We start from the raw sequence: 20,295 nt of genomic DNA on the forward strand, positions 1-20,295 counted from the left end.
CGCACGAGACGGGGGCACCCGGCGGACTCGGCGGGTCAGGACAGCCGGAGCAGTCCGTAGTCGAACGCGTGTCGGCGGTAGACCACCGACGGGCGGTCCGACTCCTTGTCGTGGAAGAGGAAGAAGTCGTGGCCGACGAGTTCCATCTCGTACAGGGCGTCGTCGACGGTCATGGGCACCGCCGGGTGCTCCTTCGTCCGCACGATCCGGCCGGGACCGTCCACGGGCTCGGTCTCGAGAGCGTCGAACGCCTCGGCGGGCGCGGCGTCGACGGTGTTCTGCAGCGCCGCGGTGGCCTCCGCGACGGAGACCGGACGCTTCTCGCCGTAGTGCACCTTGCGACGGTCCTTGGTGCGGCGGAGCCGGTTCTCGAGCTTGGAGATCGCCGATTCGAGGGCGCCGTAGAAGCTGTCCGCGCACGCCTCGGCTCGCACCACGGGGCCCTTGCCGCGGGCGGTGATCTCGACGCGCTGGCAACTCTTGGACTGGCGCCGGTTGCGCTCGTGCATCAACTCGACGTCGAACAGATGGATGGTCGGATCGAAGCGCTCGACGCGGGAGAGCTTCTGCGACACGTGAATTCGGAAGTGATCGGGAATCTCGACGTTGCGTCCCTTGACCACGACGTCGGCGGTCGCCTCGGTGGGCGACGAACCGGGAACAGGGGCCGGGGCGTCGTCGAACCAGTCGACGGGCGCGTCGGACGCGCCGGGTGACTCGGGCGGGGTGGTGCGGGTGATCTCGGGCCCGGGACCGTGGGTCTCGCGGGGATGAGCGTGCACCCGATGGGTGTTGGTCTGTGCTGCCGTCGTGTGAACTGCCGTAGTCGGCGACGTCGTCATACGTACCTCCCGATCGATGCTGCGCGAACAGTGTTGTCGCACAGGGACATGCGAGGCACCGGAGCGCTGAATGCCCGGCGCCAGGTGAAGAGGCATCACCTCCTGCCCTGGTGTCGAACGTGATCGAGCGTGGCCCCGACCGTAGTCGCTCACGTGCACGTCTGCCACCGTTAGCCGGATATTCACACGCGGTGTTCAGCAGGCCGCCGCCGGGCCGCTCAGCGCACCGCCCCGATCACCACCACCGCGTCCACACCGACGCCCGCGCGCCGCAGTGCCGCGACGGACTCCGCGGCTGTGGTTCCGGTGGTCAGCACGTCGTCGACGAGCACCACCGGCCCGCGCGGCGCCCGCGCGCGCACGCCGATGCGGCCCGCGAGGTTCTCGGCGCGCTGCGCGGCGGACAGACCCACCGAGTCGCGCACGCCGCCGTCGACCTCGAGCACTCGCGCCACGGAGACCACCTCGGGTGCCGACGCGGCGGACGCGGCCGTGCACAACCGGACCACCGGATCGCCCCCACGACGCCGCGCGGCCCGTCGACGCGACGGCGCGGGCACCAGCACCAACGGGTTGAGCTCGGCAGGATCGAGATCGCCGGCGTCGCGCAGCTGCGAGATCGCGTCGGCCAGGGCCCTCCCGAGAGGGACGGCGAGATCACGCCGACCCCGCTCCTTCGCCGCGACCACCGCTGCTCGATGCGGTCCGGCGTAGGAGCCGAGGGCGAAGCACGGGACTCCGACCGTCACCGCCGGGCGCACCGCGCGCGGCGGTTGCGCCAGAGCCTCGGCGCACCGTGCGCACCACGCGACGCTCGCCGCCCCGCATCCGCCGCACTCCCGCGGCACCACCAGATCGATCCCCGCCCGTACCGTCGCCGACCACCGTGCCCCCATGCGCGGCAGTGTGCCGGATTCCCCCGACAGGATGCGAGCGGCCGAGGCCCCGAGACGGTCGTCAGCCGGGGAGGACCGGGACCGCCTTCGCGCCGGTCAGCCCGGGCACCTCGCGCCAGTACCGGTCGGACGCCGGGTCGCTGTCGTCGATCTCGAAGACGGCGCGGGAGTCGGCGACGTAGGTGGTGCTCGGGGTCGCGTCCACGGACACCACGGGGGCGGTGAGATTGCGGCTCGGCAGACCGTCGAGACGCGACCCGTCCACGGCCACCTGGACGATCGGGATGTCCGTGGCGGCGCGTGCCACCACGACCGTGTCGCCGGTGCTCCAATCCAGGGACAGCGCGGCGCTGGCCAGACCCGCTGCCACCGCCTCGGGCTCGCGCAGGGAGTAGGAGCCGTCGGCGCGGCGCACCACCACCGCGACGTACACCGCGCCGTCGACGATCAACGCGGCGCGCACCCCGTCGCGGGAGAGCCGGAGTTCGGTGATCTGACCGCCGAGCTCGGCGATCTCGGACGACTCGACGTCGGTCAGCGACACCTGGCCGGTGGCCGGGTCGCGGACCGCGCGCCGCACCGCGGATCCGTCGATCACCGCCCACACTGCGTCGCGGTCCGGGCCCCAGGTGGGCCGGGTGATGGTGCCGCCCTCCGCCACCGGGAACGCGGACCCGCCGTAGGACCCGATGAGCAGCGCGTCCGGCGGTTGCGGCGCGGCCCGGCCGGTGTCGGAGACGGCGGCGACCAAGGTGCCGTCCGTCGACAGGGCGATCGACCGCATCGTGTTGACCGTGCCGAAGAAGCCGGGAACCGGGGTGACGGCGTTCGCCCCGACACGGACGAGACTGCCGTTGCGTAGCGCGTGCAGCCCGACGTCGGTCCCGGCCACCGCCGACGGGTCGAACTCGGCGAGGTCGGCGGTGGTCCAGCCGTCGGGAAACTCGGGATCGAGGGGGGCGCCGTCGGCGAGCAGCACGTACGGCCCCGACACCTCGGCCCGGGCCAGCGTCCAGACGATCTGGGCCGCCAGGAGGGTGCGCGTCGCGCTGTCGAGAGGGCTCGCCCCGCGCAGGTCGACGCGAACACCGCCCGGGCCCACGCCGACACCGGTGGGCCGCCCGTCGGCCTTGGTGATGGCCTGCGCGGTGGTCAGGCCGTTCACGACGTTGCGCACCGCCGGCTCGAGCGACAACCGCGGACCGGCCTGCAGCAGCGTGATCAGCGTGTCCGCCATCCGATCCTGCGACGTCGCGATCCACCGCTGGTCCGGGACGAGAGTGGTTCCGGTGGGATCGACGAAGTACAACGACCTGCGCTGATACGCGCCGAGGAACTGCGTCCGGTCCATGACGACGCCCGAGGGCAGCTCGTCGATCCGCCACTGCCCGTCGCGGAGGACGAGCGTGAGTCGGGTCTCGAAGGATCCCTGTTCGGCCCGGTACTGCCCGCCGGTGTCGAGCTGACCGACCCGGTTGGCGCGGATGGTGTACTCGATGGAGTCGTCCGTTCGTGACTCCTCGAGCACGTCGATCTTGTCCACGACGATCGCGATGGCACCGTCGTTCCACCGGTCCGCGGCCTCGGGGGTGAGGAATTGCCGCGCCCCCGCGTGGCGGTCCGTCGGGTCGGTGCTCGCCTTGACGAAATCGCGGACCAGCAGACTGGGTTCGCGGCCCGGTGCGGGCTCGGGCAGCTCCTCGGCGACGGGGCCACGCGCGACCGTGCCGATCGCCTGGGGTGCGGACGAGGTGGGCAGCGAGGCGCAGCCGGAGACCACCGTCGCCACGACCGCCAGCAGAACGAGGAGGGTGCGCCACCGGATTCCGGCGGTCATCGACGCTCCCCCGACGACGCCCCGACGCCTTCCGGCCGGGCCGCGGGCAGAGGCTGTCCGGAGGGATACCGCTGCCCGCTCGGCCGCAGCGGCAACGGGCTGGACACCACTTTGCGTCCGCGCACCCGCGGCAGCGTCAACCGGAAGCAGGCACCCTGTCCCGGCTCGCCCCAGGCCTCGAGCTTGCCGTCGTGCAGCCGCGCGTCCTCCAGCGAGATCGCCAGGCCCAGACCCGTTCCGCCGGAACGACGGACGCGGGAGGGGTCCGAGCGCCAGAACCGGTTGAAGACCAACTTCTCCTCACCGGGGCGCAGACCCACGCCCTGGTCGCGCACCACGAACGCCGCGGCGTCGTCGTCGGCACGCAGCCGCAGTAGGACGGGCTTGCCCTCCCCGTGGTCCAGGGCGTTCGCGAGCAGGTTGCGCAGGATGCGCTCGACGCGCCGCGGATCGACGGCGGCGTTCACCGGATCGTCCGGCATGTCGACGATCAACTCCGTCCCCGTCTCGCGCGCGAGGTGGCGCACGGTGGAGATCGCCGCCCGCGCGCACATGCGCAGGTCGAGTTGCTCGGACGCCAGCTCGGCCACACCGGCGTCGTGCCGGGAGATCTCGAGCAGGTCGGACAGCAACGTCTCGAAACGGTCCAGCTCCGCCACCAGCAATTCCGACGACCGCTTGAGAAGCGGATCGAGGTCGTCCGACCCGTCGTGAATCAGTTCGGCGGCCATCCGGACCGTCGTGAGCGGTGTGCGCAGCTCGTGGGAGACGTCGGAAGTGAACTGGCGCTGCAGGTTGCCGAACTCCTCGAGCTGCGTGATCTGCTTCGACAGACTCTCGGCCATCTCGTTGAAGGACATGGCCAGGCGCGCGATGTCGTCCTCGCCGCGCACGGGCATGCGCTCCTTGAGGCGGCCGTCGGCGAAGCGGACCGCGATGCGCGACGCGGACCGGATCGGCAGGACCACCTGGCGAGCGACCAACAGCGACACCGCGGCCAGCAGCACCATCAGCACCGCACCGCCGATCAACAGCGTGCCGCGCACCAGGGCGAGCGAGCGGTCCTCCCCCGCCAACGGGAAGACGAGGTAGAGCTCGAGGTCGGGCAGATCCGAGGCCGTCGGACTGCCGACGATCAGAGCCGGCCCGGAATACCCGCCCGGCTCGGACACCGGCGCGAACTGATAGCTGATCTGATCGGCCTGCACGAACGCACGGAGGGCCTCGGGGATCTGATCGGCCGGCCCCGTGGACAGTTCCCGCCGAGCGCCGTCGCCCCGCACCAGCAGGACCGGATCGAAGGTTCCCGCGGATCCGCCCTCGGACGCGGTATCGCCGTCTCGGCTGGTCAGGCTGCTCCGGGCGAGCTCGAGACGGTTGGCGACGGACGTGGTGTCGTCGCCGGCGAGCTGGCTCTCCACCGAGGCTCGCGCCCGGTCGAGCTCCTTGGTGGCCGCGTCGATCTTCGTGTCGAGCAGCCGATCGGTGATCTGCCCGGTGAGCACCACTCCCAGCACGGAGATGACCACGAACGACAGCGTCAGCGTCGACGCCACCACCCGCAGCTGCAGCGACCGACGCCACGCATGGCCGGCGGCGGCCCCCACGGAGCGCGCCCAGCGCATCACCGGCGAGAACGTGCCGTTGATGCGCCGTCGCGAACGGGACGTGAAGATCACCGACCTCCTCGTCCGGGGACCGCGTCGATCACGGCGGTCCGGCCTTGTACCCCACACCGCGCACGGTCAGCACCACCTCCGGGTTCTCCGGATCGGTCTCGACCTTGGCGCGCAGACGCTGCACGTGCACGTTCACCAATCGTGTGTCCGCGGCGTGGCGGTAGCCCCAGACCTGCTCGAGCAGCACCTCACGAGTGAACACCTGACGCGGCTTGCGCGCCAACGCGACCAGCAGGTCGAATTCGAGCGGGGTCAGCGAGATCAGCTCGCCGTCGCGCGTGACCTTGTGGGCGGGGACGTCGATGACGACGTCGCCGATCGAGAGCAGCTCCGCCGGTTCCTCCTCCGTGCGGCGCAGGCGTGCACGGACGCGGGCCACCAGCTCCTTCGGCTTGAACGGCTTCATGATGTAGTCGTCCGCGCCCGACTCGAGCCCGAGCACCACGTCGACCGTGTCCGTCTTGGCGGTGAGCATCACGATGGGCACGCCGGAATCGGCGCGCAGCACACGGCAGACGTCGATGCCGTTCATCCCCGGCAGCATCAGGTCCAGCAGCACCAGGTCCGGACGGTTCTCGCGGACGGCCGACAGCGCTTGCGTGCCGTCGCCAACCACGAACGGCTCGAAACCCTCACCCCGCAGCACGATGGTGAGCATCTCGGCCAGGGCCGTGTCGTCGTCGACGACCAGAATGCGTGGCTTCATGCGCCTATCGTGTCATCCCGTCCGACTCTGCGGTCCGATCCACCAGTTGCGCGGCGAGTCGGTCGCTGTCCGCCTCGATCTCGTCCGCCGCGCCGCTCTCGACGACCACCCACGGCGACACCCACGACCGTGCGGCGAGCCCCGCGTAGACCGCGGCGGTCCGCTCCTGCAGACCACCGTCCCGCTCGTAGACGTCGCGGGCCCGGGACTCGTCCGCCTGCTCGCGCCCGCGCGCCCGCTCCTCGGCCACCGACACCGGCACCTGCAGATAGAGCTGCACGTCCGGAACCGGGAGGACGAGCCGATCGAACTCGAGCGAACGGACCCACTCGACCGTCGGACCCGCGGCGTCCTCGTGGCGGCGGGCGGCCGAGTACGCCGCATTGGAGGCGACGTACCGGTCGAGCAGGACGACGTCGTGCCGGTGCAGCATCCGACGCAGGTCGGCCGCCGCGCCGGCACGATCGAGCGCGAACAGCACCGCCATCGCGTTCACCCCGTCGGCGAGATCGCCGTGCTCGCCGGCGAGTGCTTCCGCGGCGAGGTCCGCGTGGATCGACTCCCCGTAGCGGGGGAAACCGACGCGGACCGCGTCGATTCCCGCCCGCTCCCAGGCACGGACCAGCCGCGACGACAACGTGAACTTGCCGGCGCCGTCGACGCCTTCGACGGCGATGAGCGTTCCCACGTCGGTCGACCCCTCCGGTTCCGGTACCGGCGTCAGTACCGGTAGTGCTCGGGCTTGTACGGGCCCTCGACGTCGACGCCGATGTACTCCGCCTGCTCCTTGGTGAGCTTGGTCAGCGTGCCGCCGAGCGCCTCGACGTGGATCTTCGCGACCTTCTCGTCGAGGTGCTTGGGCAGGCGGTAGACCTCGTTGTCGTACTCGTCCGGCTTGGTCCACAGTTCGATCTGCGCGATGACCTGGTTGGAGAAGCTGTTGCTCATGACGAAGGACGGGTGACCGGTGGCGTTGCCGAGGTTCAGCAGACGGCCCTCGGAGAGGACGACGATGGACTTGCCCGACGAGAACACCCACTGATCGACCTGCGGCTTGATGTTGATCCGCGTCGAGCCGGAGCGCTCCAGTCCGGCCATGTCGATCTCGTTGTCGAAGTGGCCGATGTTGCCCAGGATGGCCTTGTCCTTCATCGACCGCATGTGCTCGAGGGTGATGATGTCCTTGTTGCCGGTCGAGGTGATGACGATGTCCGCGTCGCCGATCGCCTGCTCGACGGTGACGACGTCGAAGCCGTCCATGAGCGCCTGCAGGGCGTTGATCGGGTCGACCTCGGTGACCTGGACACGCGCGCCCTGGCCTGCGAGCGATTCCGCGCAGCCCTTGCCGACGTCACCGTAACCGCAGATCAGCACCTTCTTGCCGCCGATCAGCACGTCGGTGCCGCGGTTGATTCCGTCGATGAGCGAGTGGCGGGTGCCGTACTTGTTGTCGAACTTGCTCTTGGTCACCGAGTCGTTGACGTTGATCGCCGGGAAGGTCAGCTCGCCGGCCGCGGCGAACTGGTAGAGCCGCAGCACACCGGTGGTGGTCTCCTCGGTGACGCCCTGCACCGACTCCGCGATGGCGGTCCACTTGCCCGCGTCCTGCTCGAGCGAGGCCCGCAGCAGTCCGAGGAAGACCTTGTACTCGTCGGAGTCGCGCTCCTCGTCCACGGGCGGGACCACGCCGGCCTTCTCGAACTGCGCCCCGCGCAGCACCAGCATGGTGGCGTCGCCGCCGTCGTCGAGAATCATGTTGGCCGGACGGGCCGTGCCGTCCTCGGCGACGGGCCACGTCAGCATGCGCTCGGCCGCCCACCAGTACTCGGCGAGGGACTCGCCCTTCCAGGCGAAGACGGGCACGCCCTGCGGCGCCTCCGGCGTACCGTGCGGGCCGACGACGATCGCCGCGGCCGCGTGGTCCTGAGTGGAGAAGATGTTGCAGGACGCCCAGCGCACCTCGGCGCCGAGCGAGACCAGGGTTTCGATCAGCACGGCCGTCTGCACGGTCATGTGCAGGGAGCCGGAGATCCGCGCGCCCTTGAGCGGCTGGACGTCGGCGTACTCCCGCCGGAGCTCCATCAGGCCGGGCATCTCGTGCTCGGCCAGACCGATTTCCTTACGCCCGTACTCCGCGAGCGAGATGTCGGCGATCTTGAACTCGAGACCGTTCACGATGTCGGACTGCAGCGCACCGAAGGTGTCGGCGAGCGCCTGCGTCTCGGAGGTGGTCGTCTCGGATGTGGTCATGTCTGGAGGCACTCCCTGGTCGGCTGGCGATCGACACGGCTGGTGATCGCAGACCCAGGCTATCCCCTGACGGCGACCCCGGTGTCGGCGGTGGATCGCACCGGGTATCGAGCGCGCAGTCGGTCGGCAGCGCCCGGCGCGAGGTTCGCCCGATTCACGTCGCCGTCGTAGTGGCGGACGACCTTCGGATCCATGACCCGACGCCACAGCGGCGGCACCGCGGCCAGCAACACCATGGTCGCGTAGCCGGCGGGCAGTTGCGGCGACTCGTCGAAGCTGCGCAGGGTCTGGAACCGACGGCCCGGGTTGGCGTGGTGATCGCTGTGACGCTGCAGGTGGTAGAGGAAGATGTTGGTGACCAGGTGATCGCTGTTCCAGCTGTGTCGCGGCGAGCAGCGCTCGTAGCGTCCGGTGGCGGTGCGTTCCCGCAGCAGGCCGTAGTGCTCGATGTAGTTCACCGACTCGAGCAGCAGGATGCCGGTCACCGCCTGCACCAGCAGGAAGGGCAGCACGACGGGCCCGAACACCAGCGTCAGAAGCGCGACCAGCGCCACCGACAGACCCCACGCGGTGAGCACGTCGTTGTGCACCGAGAACACCCTCCGCCCACGACGACGCAGTCGATCGCGCTCGAGGACCCACGCCGATCGGACACCACCGAGAATCGTGCGCGGGAAGAAGCGGTAGAGCGATTCGCCGAGTCGGGCACTGGCCGGATCCTCGGGCGTCGCGACGCGGACGTGATGGCCCCGATTGTGTTCGACCACGAAGTGCCCGTAGCCGCACTGCGCGAGCGCGATCTTGGCGAGGCGGCGCTCCGCCCGCTCGACACGGTGGCCCAGTTCGTGCGCGGCGTTGATGCCGATGCCGCCGACCAGACCGACGGACACCGCGTACCCCAGGCGGTCGACGGTGGAGAGGGTTCCGAAGGCCACCAGCCAGCAGGCGACGATCAACCCGGCGTACTGCACGGGCAGGAACAGGAAGGTGCACCAGCGGTAGAACCGGTCGTGCTGGAGATCGCGGACCTCGTCGTCCGGCGGATTGCTACCGTCCGCACCCACTGTGACGTCAAGCAGCGGAATGGCGACGAAGAAGATCAGGACGCCGCTCCACCAGAAGATCGGCCACCCCGTGTGGAGCACCAGCTGAGACGGCAACAGGGCGGACGCCGGCGCCAGGATGCCCAGCGGCCACAGATACCTCTTCGGATCCCGCCATCCCCGCGTCACCGTTCCGCGCTCCTCCCCGGTGCCCCACCCGTCGGACACCCGAACCGACGTCCCGTCGGGCGGCTCGATTCGGGTGATCGAATCGTTACATCGCGTCGAAACATACCATCGGACCGTTTCGGGGCGTCACGAACGACCGAACCCCCGCCGTCGACGCAGGTCGAAGGCGGGGGTCGAGGGCTGGGGTCGAGGACCGACGCGAGGTGTACTACTCCAGCCCGGCCTGCTGCCGACCGAGCACGGAGTGACGCCGGGAGTACGCGAAGTAGACGATCACGCCCAACGCCATCCAGACCACGAACCGGAGCCAGGTCTCCACGGACAGGTTCAGCATGAGCCACAGGCAGGCGACGACCGCGAGGATCGGCACCAGCGGCACCAGCGGCGTCCGGAACCCGCGCTTCAGATCGGGCCGGGTCCGGCGCAGCACCACGACGCCGATAGAGACCAGGACGAAGGCGAACAGGGTCCCGATGTTGACCATCTCCTCGAGCGTCCCGATCGGGAAGAACGTCGCGAGAACCGCGACCACGACGGCCACCAGCACGGTGATGCGCACCGGGGTTCCCCGGGAGCCGGTCTTGGCCAGCGCACGCGGCATCAGTCCGTCGCGCGACATCGCGAACAGTACGCGGGACTGCCCGAGCAGCAGCACCATGACCACCGTCGTGAGACCGGCCAGAGCGCCGAAGGAGATGATCTGCTGCGCCCAGGTGATGCCGTTGAGCTCGAACGCCGTGGCCAGCGTCGAGGAGTCCCCGGCCAGCTCGGTGTAGTTGACCATGCCGGTAAGGATCAGGGTGACCGCGACGTACAGCACGGTGACGATGGCGAGCGAGCCCAGGATGCCGCGCGGCAGGGACCGCTGCGGGTCCACCGTCTCCTCGGCCGTGGTCGCGACGATGTCGAAGCCGATGAACGCGAAGAACACCAGGCTGGCGGCGGCGAGCAGGCCGTACCACCCGAAGTTGCTGCCCTCGGCCCCGGTGACGAAGGAGAACAGCGACTGGGTCAGCCCGGTCTCGCTCTCGGCGGGCTCGGCGGGCGGGATGTACGGGCTGTAGTTGGCCGCCTTGATGTAGAACGCACCGACCACGACGATGAGCAGCACGACGGCCACCTTGATCGCGGTGATGATCAGCGAGACGCGCGAGGAGATCTTCACTCCGGTCACCAGCAGTACGGACAGCACGACCACGATGAGCAGGGCGCCCCAGTCCACGTCGAGTCCGCCGATGGTCGCGACCGGCGAGGCCGTTCCCAGCACCTCACCGAGATAGAGCGACCATCCCTTGGCGACGACCGCCGCCGCGAGCGCGAACTCGAGGATGAGGTCCCACCCGATGATCCAGGCGATGAACTCGCCGAACGTGGCGTAGCTGAACGTGTACGCACTGCCGGCGACCGGGACGGTCGAGGCGAACTCCGCGTAGCACAGGGCCGCGAGACCGCAGGCGATCGCGGCGAAGACGAACGCGAGCGACACGGCGGGACCGGCCACGTTGCCGGCCGTGCGCGCGGTCAGGGTGAAGATGCCGGCGCCCACCGCGACGGCCACGCCGAACACCGTGAGGTCCCACGAGTTCAGAGTCTTCTTGAGTTTGGTGTCGGGCTCGTCCGTGTCTCGAATGGACTGCTCGATCGACTTGGTCCGCCGAAGACCTTGTCCGGAGCCGCTCACCGGCTCCCCCGTCGCACCCTTGCCGTGACTCGTCACCGGCGTGCTCCTTCGCGTCCGCGCGCCGTCGTCGACGGCGCTGTGCGCCCTATCGTCACACGGGGAGGCGTCACAACGGACCAACGGGTGCTCGGTGCGTCACACGGTCGGGCGTGACGGCCCCGGTTTGGCCGACGGCGGAAGAACCGGTCAGTCCACCGATCCCACCGCGGCGACGAAGACGGTGGCGTCGTCGGTCGCCGCGCAGAGTTCCGGAGCCGGGTCGGTCGCGGCCACCCACAGGGCGTGTCCGCGTTCGAGCGGGAGCGTTCGGTCGCCCGCGCGGACCTGCACGTGACCGTGCACGCACAGCAGGATGCGTGGGCGGTCCACGGACTCGAGTGCGTAGGGCGCCGAGTCGGCGGCCGACGATCCGCTCCGCAGGTCGACGCGGGTGAGCGCGAATTCCGGTGCCGGCGTCGGGTAGCGCACCGAGCCGTCCGGCAGCGTCCGCGCCTCGAGAACCGGGGAGGGCAACGGCTCGAAGTCCAGCACGCGCAGGAGCTCCGGCACGTCGACGTGCTTGGGTGTGAGGCCACCGCGCAACACGTTGTCCGAGTTGGCCATGATCTCCACGGCGGTCCCGCGCAGGTACGCGTGCAGATTGCCGGCATCGAGATAGAGCGCCTCGCCGGGCCGGAGGGTGACGCGGTTGAGCAGGAGCGCGGCGAGCACACCTGCATCCCCCGGGTAGTACTCCCCGAGTTCGAGCACCGTCCGCAATTCGGGAACGAAGCGTCGATCGCTCGTCGTCTCCGCACGCTCGAGCGCCCGCACACAGGCGTCGAGCACCGCGGGCAGCACCGCGTCCAGGGCGCGCTGCGGCAGCGTGATCCACGACGTGAACAGCGTGCGCAGACCCGTCGCGTCCGGCTGGTCCTCCAGCATCCGCTGATAGGGGGCCAGTTCCTCGGCGCCGAGCAGGGCGAACAGCTCGATCGTCTCGCGGGGCAGGCGGAAGCCGGCCAACGCGTCGAATTCCGTGAGTGCCACCACCAACTCGGGCTTGTGGCTGGCGTCCCGGTAGTTCCGGACCGGCGCGTCGATCGGCACACCGGCGGCGTTCTCGCGCCGGAAACCCTCCCGCGCCTGGTCCAGCGACGGATGCGCCTGGAGCGAGAGGGGCTCCTCGGCCGCGAGGAACTTCACCAGGAACGGCAACCGTGATCCGAAGCGCTCGGCGACGGCCTCCCCCAGCTGACCGGCAGGATCGCGGTCGATGACGTCCAGCAGCGACGTGGGACCGGTCTCGGTGACCAGCTGCGCGGGATCGCCCGGATGCGCGCCGAACCACAACTCGGCCTCGGGATGCCGGGTGGGCGACGCGAGCCCTCGCAATTCCGCGAGGGCCGTGCGCGACCCCCAGGCGTAGGACCTCGCCGCACCGTCGAGAAGGTTCACCGTCGACCGCCTGTCGTCACCGTCGAACCGTCGTCCGGTCGGACGACGGTGCAGAAGTCTGGTTCGGCGGCCGTCATCGGCCGCCGGCGAGCTGGACGTACGCCGCGGCCGCCTCGAGCCGCGCGGCGAGGACGAGGCAGTGCCGCACCGTCGTCGCCGCTTCCCCTCCGGACGGGGCGATCGCGCCGGGGCCCACTGGTCCGAACTCGGGCGTCGGGCGCAGCTCGGGCGCGGCGTCGCCGGACAGGTCGTCGGCCCGCACGACGTCCACCTCGCCGAGAACGGCGACGCGGCGACGCACCGAGGAGTCGTCCGGGTCGATCGAGACGGTCAGGATGCGGACGGGCTCGGTCGGCCTCGGACCGTCGATCTGGTCGTCGTGGAAGAGCGGGTCGTAGTCCTGCGCGGCGCCGCCGCTCCCGGGCGCATCGAGCGCGCCGAATTCGTGCACCACCGCGACGGCGTCGGCCAGTTCGCTCGCTGCCGCGACGACACCCGCGGTCCGCAGCAGCACCGACGCGCCGTGGCGAGCCAACTCGGTGGCGGCGACGCCGTCGCCGGTCACCAGCACGCGTCGTCCGGCCACGCGCGACGCCAGCGACTTCGCCGGGTTGCGGAACACCTCGATCGACGCGTGATGCCGTGCCGACTCCGCGTCGACCACGTCGGCGACGTCGGCCAGATCCCCCGGGGCGAATGCGGGATCGACGGCGGCGAGCACCGCCGTCATCGTGGCCACGTGACGGGCGAACCCGTGAATGTCGAGGACCCGCACCCGCGGCGGCAGGGCGAGCACCCGACCGGCGCCGGCGTCGGCGACCGGTCCTTCGTCGGGAACCGTCACCACCACGTCGGCGCGGCGGCGGACCGCGCTGTCGACGGAGCGCGCGAGGACGGGGTCACCCGCGTCGTCCCCGGCGACCACGACGACGTCCAGCGGACCGACCCACGGCGGAGTCGCCGGGGCGACGACCACCGGCACGCCCGCGGAGGCGACGAGGGAGGAGAGCAGCCCGGCGGCCCGACGTGCAGGACCGGACGGCGCGACGATCACCACCGCCCGCGGCCGCGCCCCGTCGAGCCGGGACAGCGCGCCCTCGGAGACCGCCGCCGCGGTCGCGCGAATCTGCGCTCCCGCGAGAGCGGCCGATCGCAGGACCCCGCCGCGGTCGGCGCGCGCCACGGCCTCGGCGTCGTCGAGGTCGACCGGCGTCGCCGGGACGGTCGTCGGCATCTCGACCACCTCACCCACCTCCCACGCTCGAACGGGACTCGCGACTGTGTGCTCTCACTCCACCATGCCAGGCGTGTACCCGGTTCACCCCCGAACGATGCCCAGGATCTCCGTCGTCAACCGGTCGACGTCGGCCGTCGTCGGAGCCTCGACGTTCAAGCGCAGCAACGGTTCCGTGTTGGACGCGCGCAGGTTGAACCAGGCGTGATCACCCAGATCGACGGTCACCCCGTCGAGGCGGTCGACGGACACCGTCCGATCGGCGAACGCGTCGACGACCGCGCGCGTGCGCTCCGCGGCGTCGTCGACGGTGGAGTTGATCTCGCCGGACGCGGCGTAGACCTCGTAGCGCGCCATGAGCTCCGACAGCGGCGCGTCCTGCGAGCCGAGGGCCGCCAGCACGTGCAGGGCGGCGAGCATGCCCGAGTCCGCACCCCAGAACTCGCGGAAGTAGTAGTGCGCCGAGTGCTCGCCGCCGAACACCGCGCCCGTCTCGGCCATGAGCGCCTTGATGAAGGAGTGACCGACCCGGGTGCGCACCGGGCGGCCACCCAGGGATTCGACGAGCTCCGGTACCGACCGCGACGTGATGAGGTTGTGGATGATCGTCGACGACGGGTGCGCGGCGAGTTCGCGCTCGGCCACGAGGGCGGTGATCGCCGAGGGCGACACCGGTTCACCGCGCTCGTCGACCACGAAACACCGGTCGGCGTCGCCGTCGAACGCCAGGCCGATGTCCGCACCCGTCTCACGGACGAACGCCTGCAGGTCGACGAGGTTGGCCGGCTCCAGCGGATTGGCCTCGTGGTTGGGGAAGGTGCCGTCGAGCTCGAAGTACAAGGGGTGCACGGTGAGCGGCCCGGGGCCGAGCACGGCGGGGACGGTGTGCCCGCCCATTCCGTTGCCCGCGTCCACCGCGACCGACAACGGTCGGATCGACGTGATGTCGACCAGCGTCCGGACGAATTCCGCGTAGTCGCCCAGGACGTCGCGGGTGGTGATCTCCCCGCGCGGACCGTCGGCCGCGGGCATCCCCTCGATCACGTCGGCGGTGATGGTCGCGAGCCCCGAGTCCTGGCCCACCGGCTTCGCGCCGGCCCGGCAGAGCTTGATGCCGTTGTACCGGGCGGGGTTGTGGCTGGCGGTGAACATCGCACCAGGACAGTCGAATCGGCCCGACGCGAAGTAGAGCTGATCCGTCGAGGCGAGTCCGATGTGCACGACGTCGAGGCCGCGTGCGACGACACCGTCGGCGAACGCCGCGGCGAGAGCCGGGGAGGAGTCCCGCATGTCGTGACCGATCACCACACGGCCGGCTCCCTCGGACCCGACGAGCCGCGCGAAGGACGCCCCCACGTCCCGGACGAAGTCCTCGTCGATCTGCTCGCCGACGACGCCCCGCACGTCGTACGCCTTGATGACCGCTGTGACCAGGTCCGCTGATCGAGCCACGTCATTCTCTCCTCGGTGTCTTGGGGGAACGAGCCGGTACGCACCGGATCTCGACGAACGCCGGGTGCGTCGGGCGCCACCGTCGGCGAATTACCCACACGGGGTTCGGTGGGTACGCCAGAGCCTAACGCCCGGCAAGCCGTCGGGAGGGGCAGGCGCGGGAGAACCGCGGCGGGTCCACTCGTGGCCGCGGGCCCGTCACGAGCCGGAGGATCGAATCAGGAGGAGGGATCGGGGAGAACGCGGAGATGGCCGCGGCGACCCGTGCGCGCGGTCGGCATCACCGGTACGTTTCCGACGCCCTCGCCGTCCGTCCGCGTGGACGCCGGCCCCGCGTTCGGCAGGGGCCGCGCGGACACGCGATCGCGGGCGCCGGCCTCGCGGACGGCCTCGGCCAGCGCGGTGAGATCGTCCTCGTCCGGTCCGGAGGTGGCGAAACCGCCCTCGTACCGGACCATGTCCCAGCCCTTGGGGGCGGTGATGGACGAGCCGTGCACCTCGCACAGGTCCCAGGAGTGGGGTTCGTCCACCGTCGCCAGCGGACCGACGACGGCGGTGGAATCGGAGTAGACGTAGGTCAACGTCGCCACGGCCGGTCGGTTGCACCCCGGTCGGCAACATCCCCGCACAGCTCTCACAGCCAGCACCCTAACCCGCGGGACACGCGGGGGAACAGCCGACACGACGGGATCGTGGGCGTGCACCGGTGCCGGCGCCGGGCCGTAGCATGACGCGAGTGTCGTCGTACCCCGATCCCGCACGCCCGTCGCGTTCCGACCGCACCCGACCGTCCACGTCGCGATCGGCGGCCCGGCGTGGGCGCGGCATGCGTGGGGTCCTGCTCCCCGACTCCGTTCCCGGACGCCGGTCCCGGTCCGAGCAGTTCGATGCGGCGGTGCTCGACGCCTTCGCGCCGATCGAGCGTCGGTGGCACGACCGGTTGCTCAAGCTCGACATCGCCGTCGACGACGTGCCCAAGATCCGGGCCGTCGATCCGTCCTCGGTGACGTGGCCGCCGGAAGTGGTGGCGGAGGGGCCGGTTCCGCTGTCGCGGCTCATCCCGGCGGGAGTCGACAGCCGCGGGGCGACCGTGCGCGCGCGGATCGTGGTGTTCCGCCGTCCGCTGGAGCGGCGGGCCAGGTCGATGCACGACCTCACCGACCTGGTGCACGACGTGCTGGTGGAGCAGGTGGCGACGTATCTGGGCGTCACGCCCGACGTCGTCGACCCCGACGCGATGGACTGAGTCGACCCCGGCGCGATGGACCGAGTCGGGTCGCTCGGTCAGACGATGCCGCGCTTGAGGCGACGACGCTCGCGTTCCGAGAGACCGCCCCAGATACCGAAGCGCTCGTCGTTCGCGAGGGCGTACTCGAGGCACTCGTCCTTGACCTCGCAGCCGAGGCAGATCCGCTTGGCCTCGCGGGTGGAGCCGCCCTTCTCGGGGAAGAACGCCTCGGGGTCGGTCTGCGCGCACAGCGCGCGCTCCTGCCACTGATCGTCCTCGTCCGCACCGTCGACCAGAACCAGGCCGGGTTGCGGTGCCGCCGTGGGCATTCCGAGAGTGACGAGCGGCGGATCGACGTCGACCTCGGACGCCTCGATCGGGTCACCCTCGAGATCGTCGGCCAGGTCGTCGGCCAGGTCGAGGTCGAGCCCCGTGATCGACTCGACGGCGTCGTCGGGCGCGACGCGGAGGCCGGCGCGATCCTGCAGACCGGAGTTCGAGTGCTGGTGGTCGGGCATCACGTCCGCCTCCTTATGTTCTTCGCGTCCCGCCTGGCAGCGGCGGTGCGGTCGGTGTCGGTCACTGGTGTCGATGATCGACCGTGAAGCCGGATCGCGATGCGAGCACTCGCGCCGAGGCGAGCGAACACGTGTTCGAACGATGGTTCGCTGCAAGCGATTCCACCGCCCGAACCGGTAATGACATGACTGTGATTAGACACGCCACGGTGTGTCGCGGTCAAGCGGAGCGCAGTTTTTCCCATACCATCACGCCCCGCGAAATCCGGGCACGCGGAGACCCCGGTGTGTTCGCTCATCGAACCCCGGTGCCACCCCCGTCTCACCCCGGCCTACTACCCGAGCGTCGCCGCGGGCAAACACCGTCACCGCGCGACGGCCTCCGCGACGCGAGGGCCTAGGGTCGACGGTCATGAAGGTGACTGTTCTGGTGGGCGGCGTCGGCGGTGCGCGCTTCCTGCAAGGCGTGCGTGAACTGCTCGGCGACGGCGACGAGATCACCGCCGTGGTCAACGTCGGGGACGACGTCTGGATGCACGGCCTCCGCATCACACCGGACCTCGACACCTGCATGTACACCCTCGGGGACGGCATCGACGTCGAGCGCGGTTGGGGGCGTCGCGGCGAAAGCTGGAGCGTCAAGGAGGAATTGGCGGCCTACGGCGCGCAGCCGGACTGGTTCGGTCTCGGCGATCGGGACATCGCCACTCACCTGGTACGCACTCGCATGCTGCGAACGGGGTATCCGCTGTCCGCTGTCGTCGAGGCACTGTGCGTCCGGTGGTCCCCCGGTGTCCGACTGCTGCCCGTCACCGACGATCGATGCGAGACCCACGTCGTGATCACCGATCCGGACTCCGACGGCGACGACCGCAAGGCAATTCACTTCCAGGAGTGGTGGGTTCGCCATCGCGCGGCGGTCCCCACGCACGGCTTCGCCTACATCGGTGCGGAGCAGGCCACGCCCGCCGACGGTGTGCTGGACGCGATCTCGGGAGCCGACGTCGTCCTGCTGGCCCCGTCCAATCCCGTGGTGAGCATCGGCGCGATCCTCGCCGTCCCCGGCATGCGGTCCGCGCTACGGACCACGTCGGCGCCGGTGGTGGGCCTCTCCCCGGTCATCGCGGGTCGTCCGCTCCGGGGCATGGCCGACGAGTGTCTCTCGGTCATCGGCGTGGAGACCTCCGCCGAGGGCATCGGGCGACACTACGGCGCGCGCAGCGGCACCGGCCTGCTCGACGCCTGGCTCGTCGACGAGGGTGACACCGCGGACGTCCCCGGCGTCACCGTCCGAGCCGTCCCCCTGCTGATGTCCGATCCGTCGGCCACCGCCGAGATGGTGCGCGCAGCACTGAGCGCGGCAGGCGTGGCGTGAGCGACCACGCTCCCGGTGGGACCGTCGAGATCCTGCCCGTGACCGGCCTGCCCGAATTCCGGCCGGGTGACGACGTCGGCGCCGCGCTGGCGACCGCCGCGCCCTGGATACGGGACGGGGACGTCCTGGTGGTCACCAGCAAGATCGTGTCCAAGGCCGAAGGGCGGTTGGTGGTCTCGCCGGCCGATCCCGACGCGCGAGACGCGCTGCGCCGCAGGCTGGTCGAGCAGGAAGCCGTACGCGTCCTCGCCCGACGCGGACGCACGCTCATCACCGAGAACCGGCTCGGCATCGTCCAGGCCGCCTCGGGCATCGACGGATCGAACGTCGTCGGCGACGAGCTGGCTCTGCTGCCCGAGGATCCGGACGTCTCCGCCCGGCGCCTGCGCGACGATCTGCGCGCGAGCCTCGGCGTCCGCGTCGCCGTCGTGATCACCGACACCATGGGTCGGGCGTGGCGAAACGGCCAGACGGACAACGCGATCGGCGCTGCCGGTCTCCCCGTGCTCCACGGGTACGCCGGCGAACGCGACGGCCAGGGCAACGAGTTGCTGGTGACCGAGGTGGCGCTCGCGGACGAGCTGGCCGCGGCGGGCGATCTGGTCAAGGGCAAGCTGGGCGGGGTTCCCGTCGCGGTGGTGCGCGGTCTCACCGTCACCGACGACGGCTCGACCGCACGCGATCTCGTGCGACCCGGTGAGGACGACCTGTTCTGGCTCGGCACCGAGGAAGCGATGGCGCGCGGGGCGCGGGCGGCCGTCCCCGGCCGACGATCCATCCGCGCCTTCACCGCCGACCCGGTGGACCCGGCCGCGGTACGAGACGCCGTCGCCGACGCCGTCACCGCCCCGGCGCCGCACCACACGCGTCCGATGCGGTTCGTCGAGCTGCTCGATCCCGAGCGGCGCACGGCTCTGCTCGACGCGATGGAGCGCCGCTGGCGCCACGACCTGAGCTCGGATCCCCGCACCGCGGGTTCGGTGGACGCCCGCGTCGCCCGGGGCCGCATCCTGCGCGACGCACCCGCTGTCGTCCTGCCCTTCCTGGTCCCCGAGGGCGAACACGAGTATCCCGACGCCCGTCGGCGCGGCGCGGAACGCACGATGTTCACGGTGGCCGCCGGCGCGGCGGTACAGGCGTTCCTGGTGGGGTTGTCGGTCCGGGGCCTCGGCTCGTGCTGGATCGGCTCCACGATCTTCGCCCCCGAGGAGGTGCGCTCCGTCCTCGACCTCCCGGAGTCGTGGCTGCCCGTCGGCGCGGTCGCGATCGGGGTTCCCGCCGAGCCGCCGACTCCGCGACCGAACGGCTCGATCGACGACGTGCTGGTGAAGCGATGAGCGCAGAGTCGTTGCACGTGTCCGCCACGCGCGTGCTGACCGAGTGGCGAACCGACGACCCCGCAGCCGACTCCGTCCGTCACACCATGCTGGCGTTCCTCGCCGCCGAGCCGCGAGCGTGCCTGCGCGAGAGCGCCGCCGGGCACATCACGGCGTCGGCGGTGGTCCTCGACCGGACCGGGCGCAACGTCCTGCTGACGCTGCACCCGCGCGTCGGACGGTGGCTGCAACTGGGCGGCCACTGCGAACCCGACGACGCGACCGTCCGGGACGCCGCCCTGCGCGAGGCGCGGGAGGAAAGCGGGATCGACGACCTGACGCTGGAGCCGGACCTGCTGGACGCGCACACCCACCCGATCACGTGTTCGCTGGGCGTGCCCACACGGCACCTCGACCTCCGGTTCGTCGTGCGCGCCGCCGCCGATGCGGAGAACGTCACCGCCGTGCGGAGCGCGGAGTCCACGGACCTGCGCTGGTGGCCGATCGACGCTCTGCCGAACGGCCCGGAGGGCGCCGAGCGCGACGCCCTCCGCGCGATGATCGAGCGGGCGAACTCCCGCTGATCGTCGCCGGCCGGGTGAAGCCCCGCCG

The 20,295-nt window shown here is 70.9% G+C and carries 18 protein-coding genes; 4 read left to right on the forward strand and 14 right to left on the reverse strand.

What is annotated here, in order from left to right; translation table 11 throughout:
• Positions 1 to 35: 35 nt before the first annotated feature.
• The 13 genes from hpf to A3Q40_RS10010 form a co-directional block, all read right to left on the reverse strand.
• Positions 36 to 842 (reverse strand): ribosome hibernation-promoting factor, HPF/YfiA family, encoded by an 807-nt coding sequence (hpf, locus tag A3Q40_RS09950; protein ID WP_082833856.1) that lies wholly within the window; start codon positions 840 to 842, stop codon positions 36 to 38.
• Positions 843 to 1,060: 218 nt separating this feature from the next.
• Positions 1,061 to 1,738: a ComF family protein gene (locus A3Q40_RS09955; protein ID WP_068101911.1), complete on the reverse strand. Its 678-nt coding sequence runs from the start codon at positions 1,736 to 1,738 to the stop codon at positions 1,061 to 1,063.
• Between the two features lie 61 nt (positions 1,739 to 1,799).
• Positions 1,800 to 3,575, reverse strand: a complete 1,776-nt coding sequence (lpqB, locus tag A3Q40_RS09960) for an MtrAB system accessory lipoprotein LpqB (RefSeq protein ID WP_068101913.1) — start codon at positions 3,573 to 3,575, stop codon at positions 1,800 to 1,802.
• Positions 3,572 to 5,200: an MtrAB system histidine kinase MtrB gene (gene mtrB, locus A3Q40_RS09965; protein WP_082834124.1), complete on the reverse strand. Its 1,629-nt coding sequence runs from the start codon at positions 5,198 to 5,200 to the stop codon at positions 3,572 to 3,574. Before mtrB ends, lpqB begins: the two co-directional genes overlap by 4 nt.
• Positions 5,201 to 5,282: 82 nt before the next feature.
• Positions 5,283 to 5,960 (reverse strand): MtrAB system response regulator MtrA, encoded by a 678-nt coding sequence (gene mtrA / locus A3Q40_RS09970; RefSeq protein ID WP_068101917.1) that lies wholly within the window; start codon positions 5,958 to 5,960, stop codon positions 5,283 to 5,285.
• Positions 5,961 to 5,964: 4 nt separating this feature from the next.
• The gene (locus A3Q40_RS09975; protein ID WP_068101919.1) at positions 5,965 to 6,648 is read right to left on the reverse strand and encodes a dTMP kinase; all 684 of its coding nucleotides are present in this window, start codon (positions 6,646 to 6,648) and stop codon (positions 5,965 to 5,967) included.
• A gap of 32 nt (positions 6,649 to 6,680) precedes the next feature.
• Positions 6,681 to 8,210: an adenosylhomocysteinase gene (gene ahcY, locus A3Q40_RS09980; RefSeq protein ID WP_068101921.1), complete on the reverse strand. Its 1,530-nt coding sequence runs from the start codon at positions 8,208 to 8,210 to the stop codon at positions 6,681 to 6,683.
• A gap of 59 nt (positions 8,211 to 8,269) precedes the next feature.
• A complete protein-coding gene (locus A3Q40_RS09985; RefSeq protein WP_201132820.1) occupies positions 8,270 to 9,481 on the reverse strand; it encodes an alkane 1-monooxygenase in 1,212 nt (403 codons plus the stop codon).
• Between the two features lie 169 nt (positions 9,482 to 9,650).
• Positions 9,651 to 11,159, reverse strand: coding sequence for an amino acid permease (locus tag A3Q40_RS09990; protein ID WP_068101923.1), 1,509 nt, complete (start codon positions 11,157 to 11,159; stop codon positions 9,651 to 9,653).
• A 150-nt stretch (positions 11,160 to 11,309) separates the two neighbouring features.
• A complete protein-coding gene (gene manA, locus A3Q40_RS09995; RefSeq protein ID WP_068101925.1) occupies positions 11,310 to 12,560 on the reverse strand; it encodes a mannose-6-phosphate isomerase, class I in 1,251 nt (416 codons plus the stop codon).
• A 73-nt stretch (positions 12,561 to 12,633) separates the two neighbouring features.
• Positions 12,634 to 13,794: a hypothetical protein gene (locus A3Q40_RS10000; protein ID WP_068105835.1), complete on the reverse strand. Its 1,161-nt coding sequence runs from the start codon at positions 13,792 to 13,794 to the stop codon at positions 12,634 to 12,636.
• Between the two features lie 84 nt (positions 13,795 to 13,878).
• On the reverse strand, positions 13,879 to 15,246 hold the full coding sequence (locus A3Q40_RS10005; protein WP_068101926.1) for a phosphomannomutase/phosphoglucomutase: 1,368 nt from the start codon (positions 15,244 to 15,246) through the stop codon (positions 13,879 to 13,881).
• A 218-nt stretch (positions 15,247 to 15,464) separates the two neighbouring features.
• Positions 15,465 to 15,884: a DUF3499 domain-containing protein gene (locus A3Q40_RS10010; RefSeq protein WP_201132823.1), complete on the reverse strand. Its 420-nt coding sequence runs from the start codon at positions 15,882 to 15,884 to the stop codon at positions 15,465 to 15,467.
• A 188-nt stretch (positions 15,885 to 16,072) separates the two neighbouring features.
• Between A3Q40_RS10010 and A3Q40_RS10015 the strand changes: the two genes are divergently transcribed.
• Positions 16,073 to 16,492, forward strand: a complete 420-nt coding sequence (locus tag A3Q40_RS10015) for a metallopeptidase family protein (protein ID WP_235606587.1) — start codon at positions 16,073 to 16,075, stop codon at positions 16,490 to 16,492.
• Positions 16,493 to 16,530: 38 nt separating this feature from the next.
• Here A3Q40_RS10015 and A3Q40_RS10020 read toward each other — a convergent pair whose 3' ends face one another.
• Positions 16,531 to 16,803 (reverse strand): WhiB family transcriptional regulator, encoded by a 273-nt coding sequence (locus A3Q40_RS10020; RefSeq protein WP_139203833.1) that lies wholly within the window; start codon positions 16,801 to 16,803, stop codon positions 16,531 to 16,533.
• A 601-nt stretch (positions 16,804 to 17,404) separates the two neighbouring features.
• Between A3Q40_RS10020 and cofD the strand changes: the two genes are divergently transcribed.
• From cofD to A3Q40_RS10035, 3 genes are read left to right on the forward strand one after another with little or no spacing between them, the layout of a single operon-like run.
• Positions 17,405 to 18,367: a 2-phospho-L-lactate transferase gene (cofD, locus tag A3Q40_RS10025; protein WP_068101932.1), complete on the forward strand. Its 963-nt coding sequence runs from the start codon at positions 17,405 to 17,407 to the stop codon at positions 18,365 to 18,367.
• Positions 18,364 to 19,704 (forward strand): coenzyme F420-0:L-glutamate ligase, encoded by a 1,341-nt coding sequence (locus A3Q40_RS10030; protein WP_068101934.1) that lies wholly within the window; start codon positions 18,364 to 18,366, stop codon positions 19,702 to 19,704. The genes cofD and A3Q40_RS10030 overlap by 4 nt, the downstream gene beginning before the upstream one ends.
• Positions 19,701 to 20,267, forward strand: coding sequence for an NUDIX hydrolase (locus A3Q40_RS10035; protein ID WP_068101936.1), 567 nt, complete (start codon positions 19,701 to 19,703; stop codon positions 20,265 to 20,267). The genes A3Q40_RS10030 and A3Q40_RS10035 overlap by 4 nt, the downstream gene beginning before the upstream one ends.
• Positions 20,268 to 20,295 lie beyond the last annotated feature (28 nt).

The organism is Rhodococcus sp. PBTS 1, from assembly GCF_001620025.1.
In the GTDB taxonomy this organism is placed as follows: domain Bacteria; phylum Actinomycetota; class Actinomycetes; order Mycobacteriales; family Mycobacteriaceae; genus Rhodococcoides; species Rhodococcoides kroppenstedtii.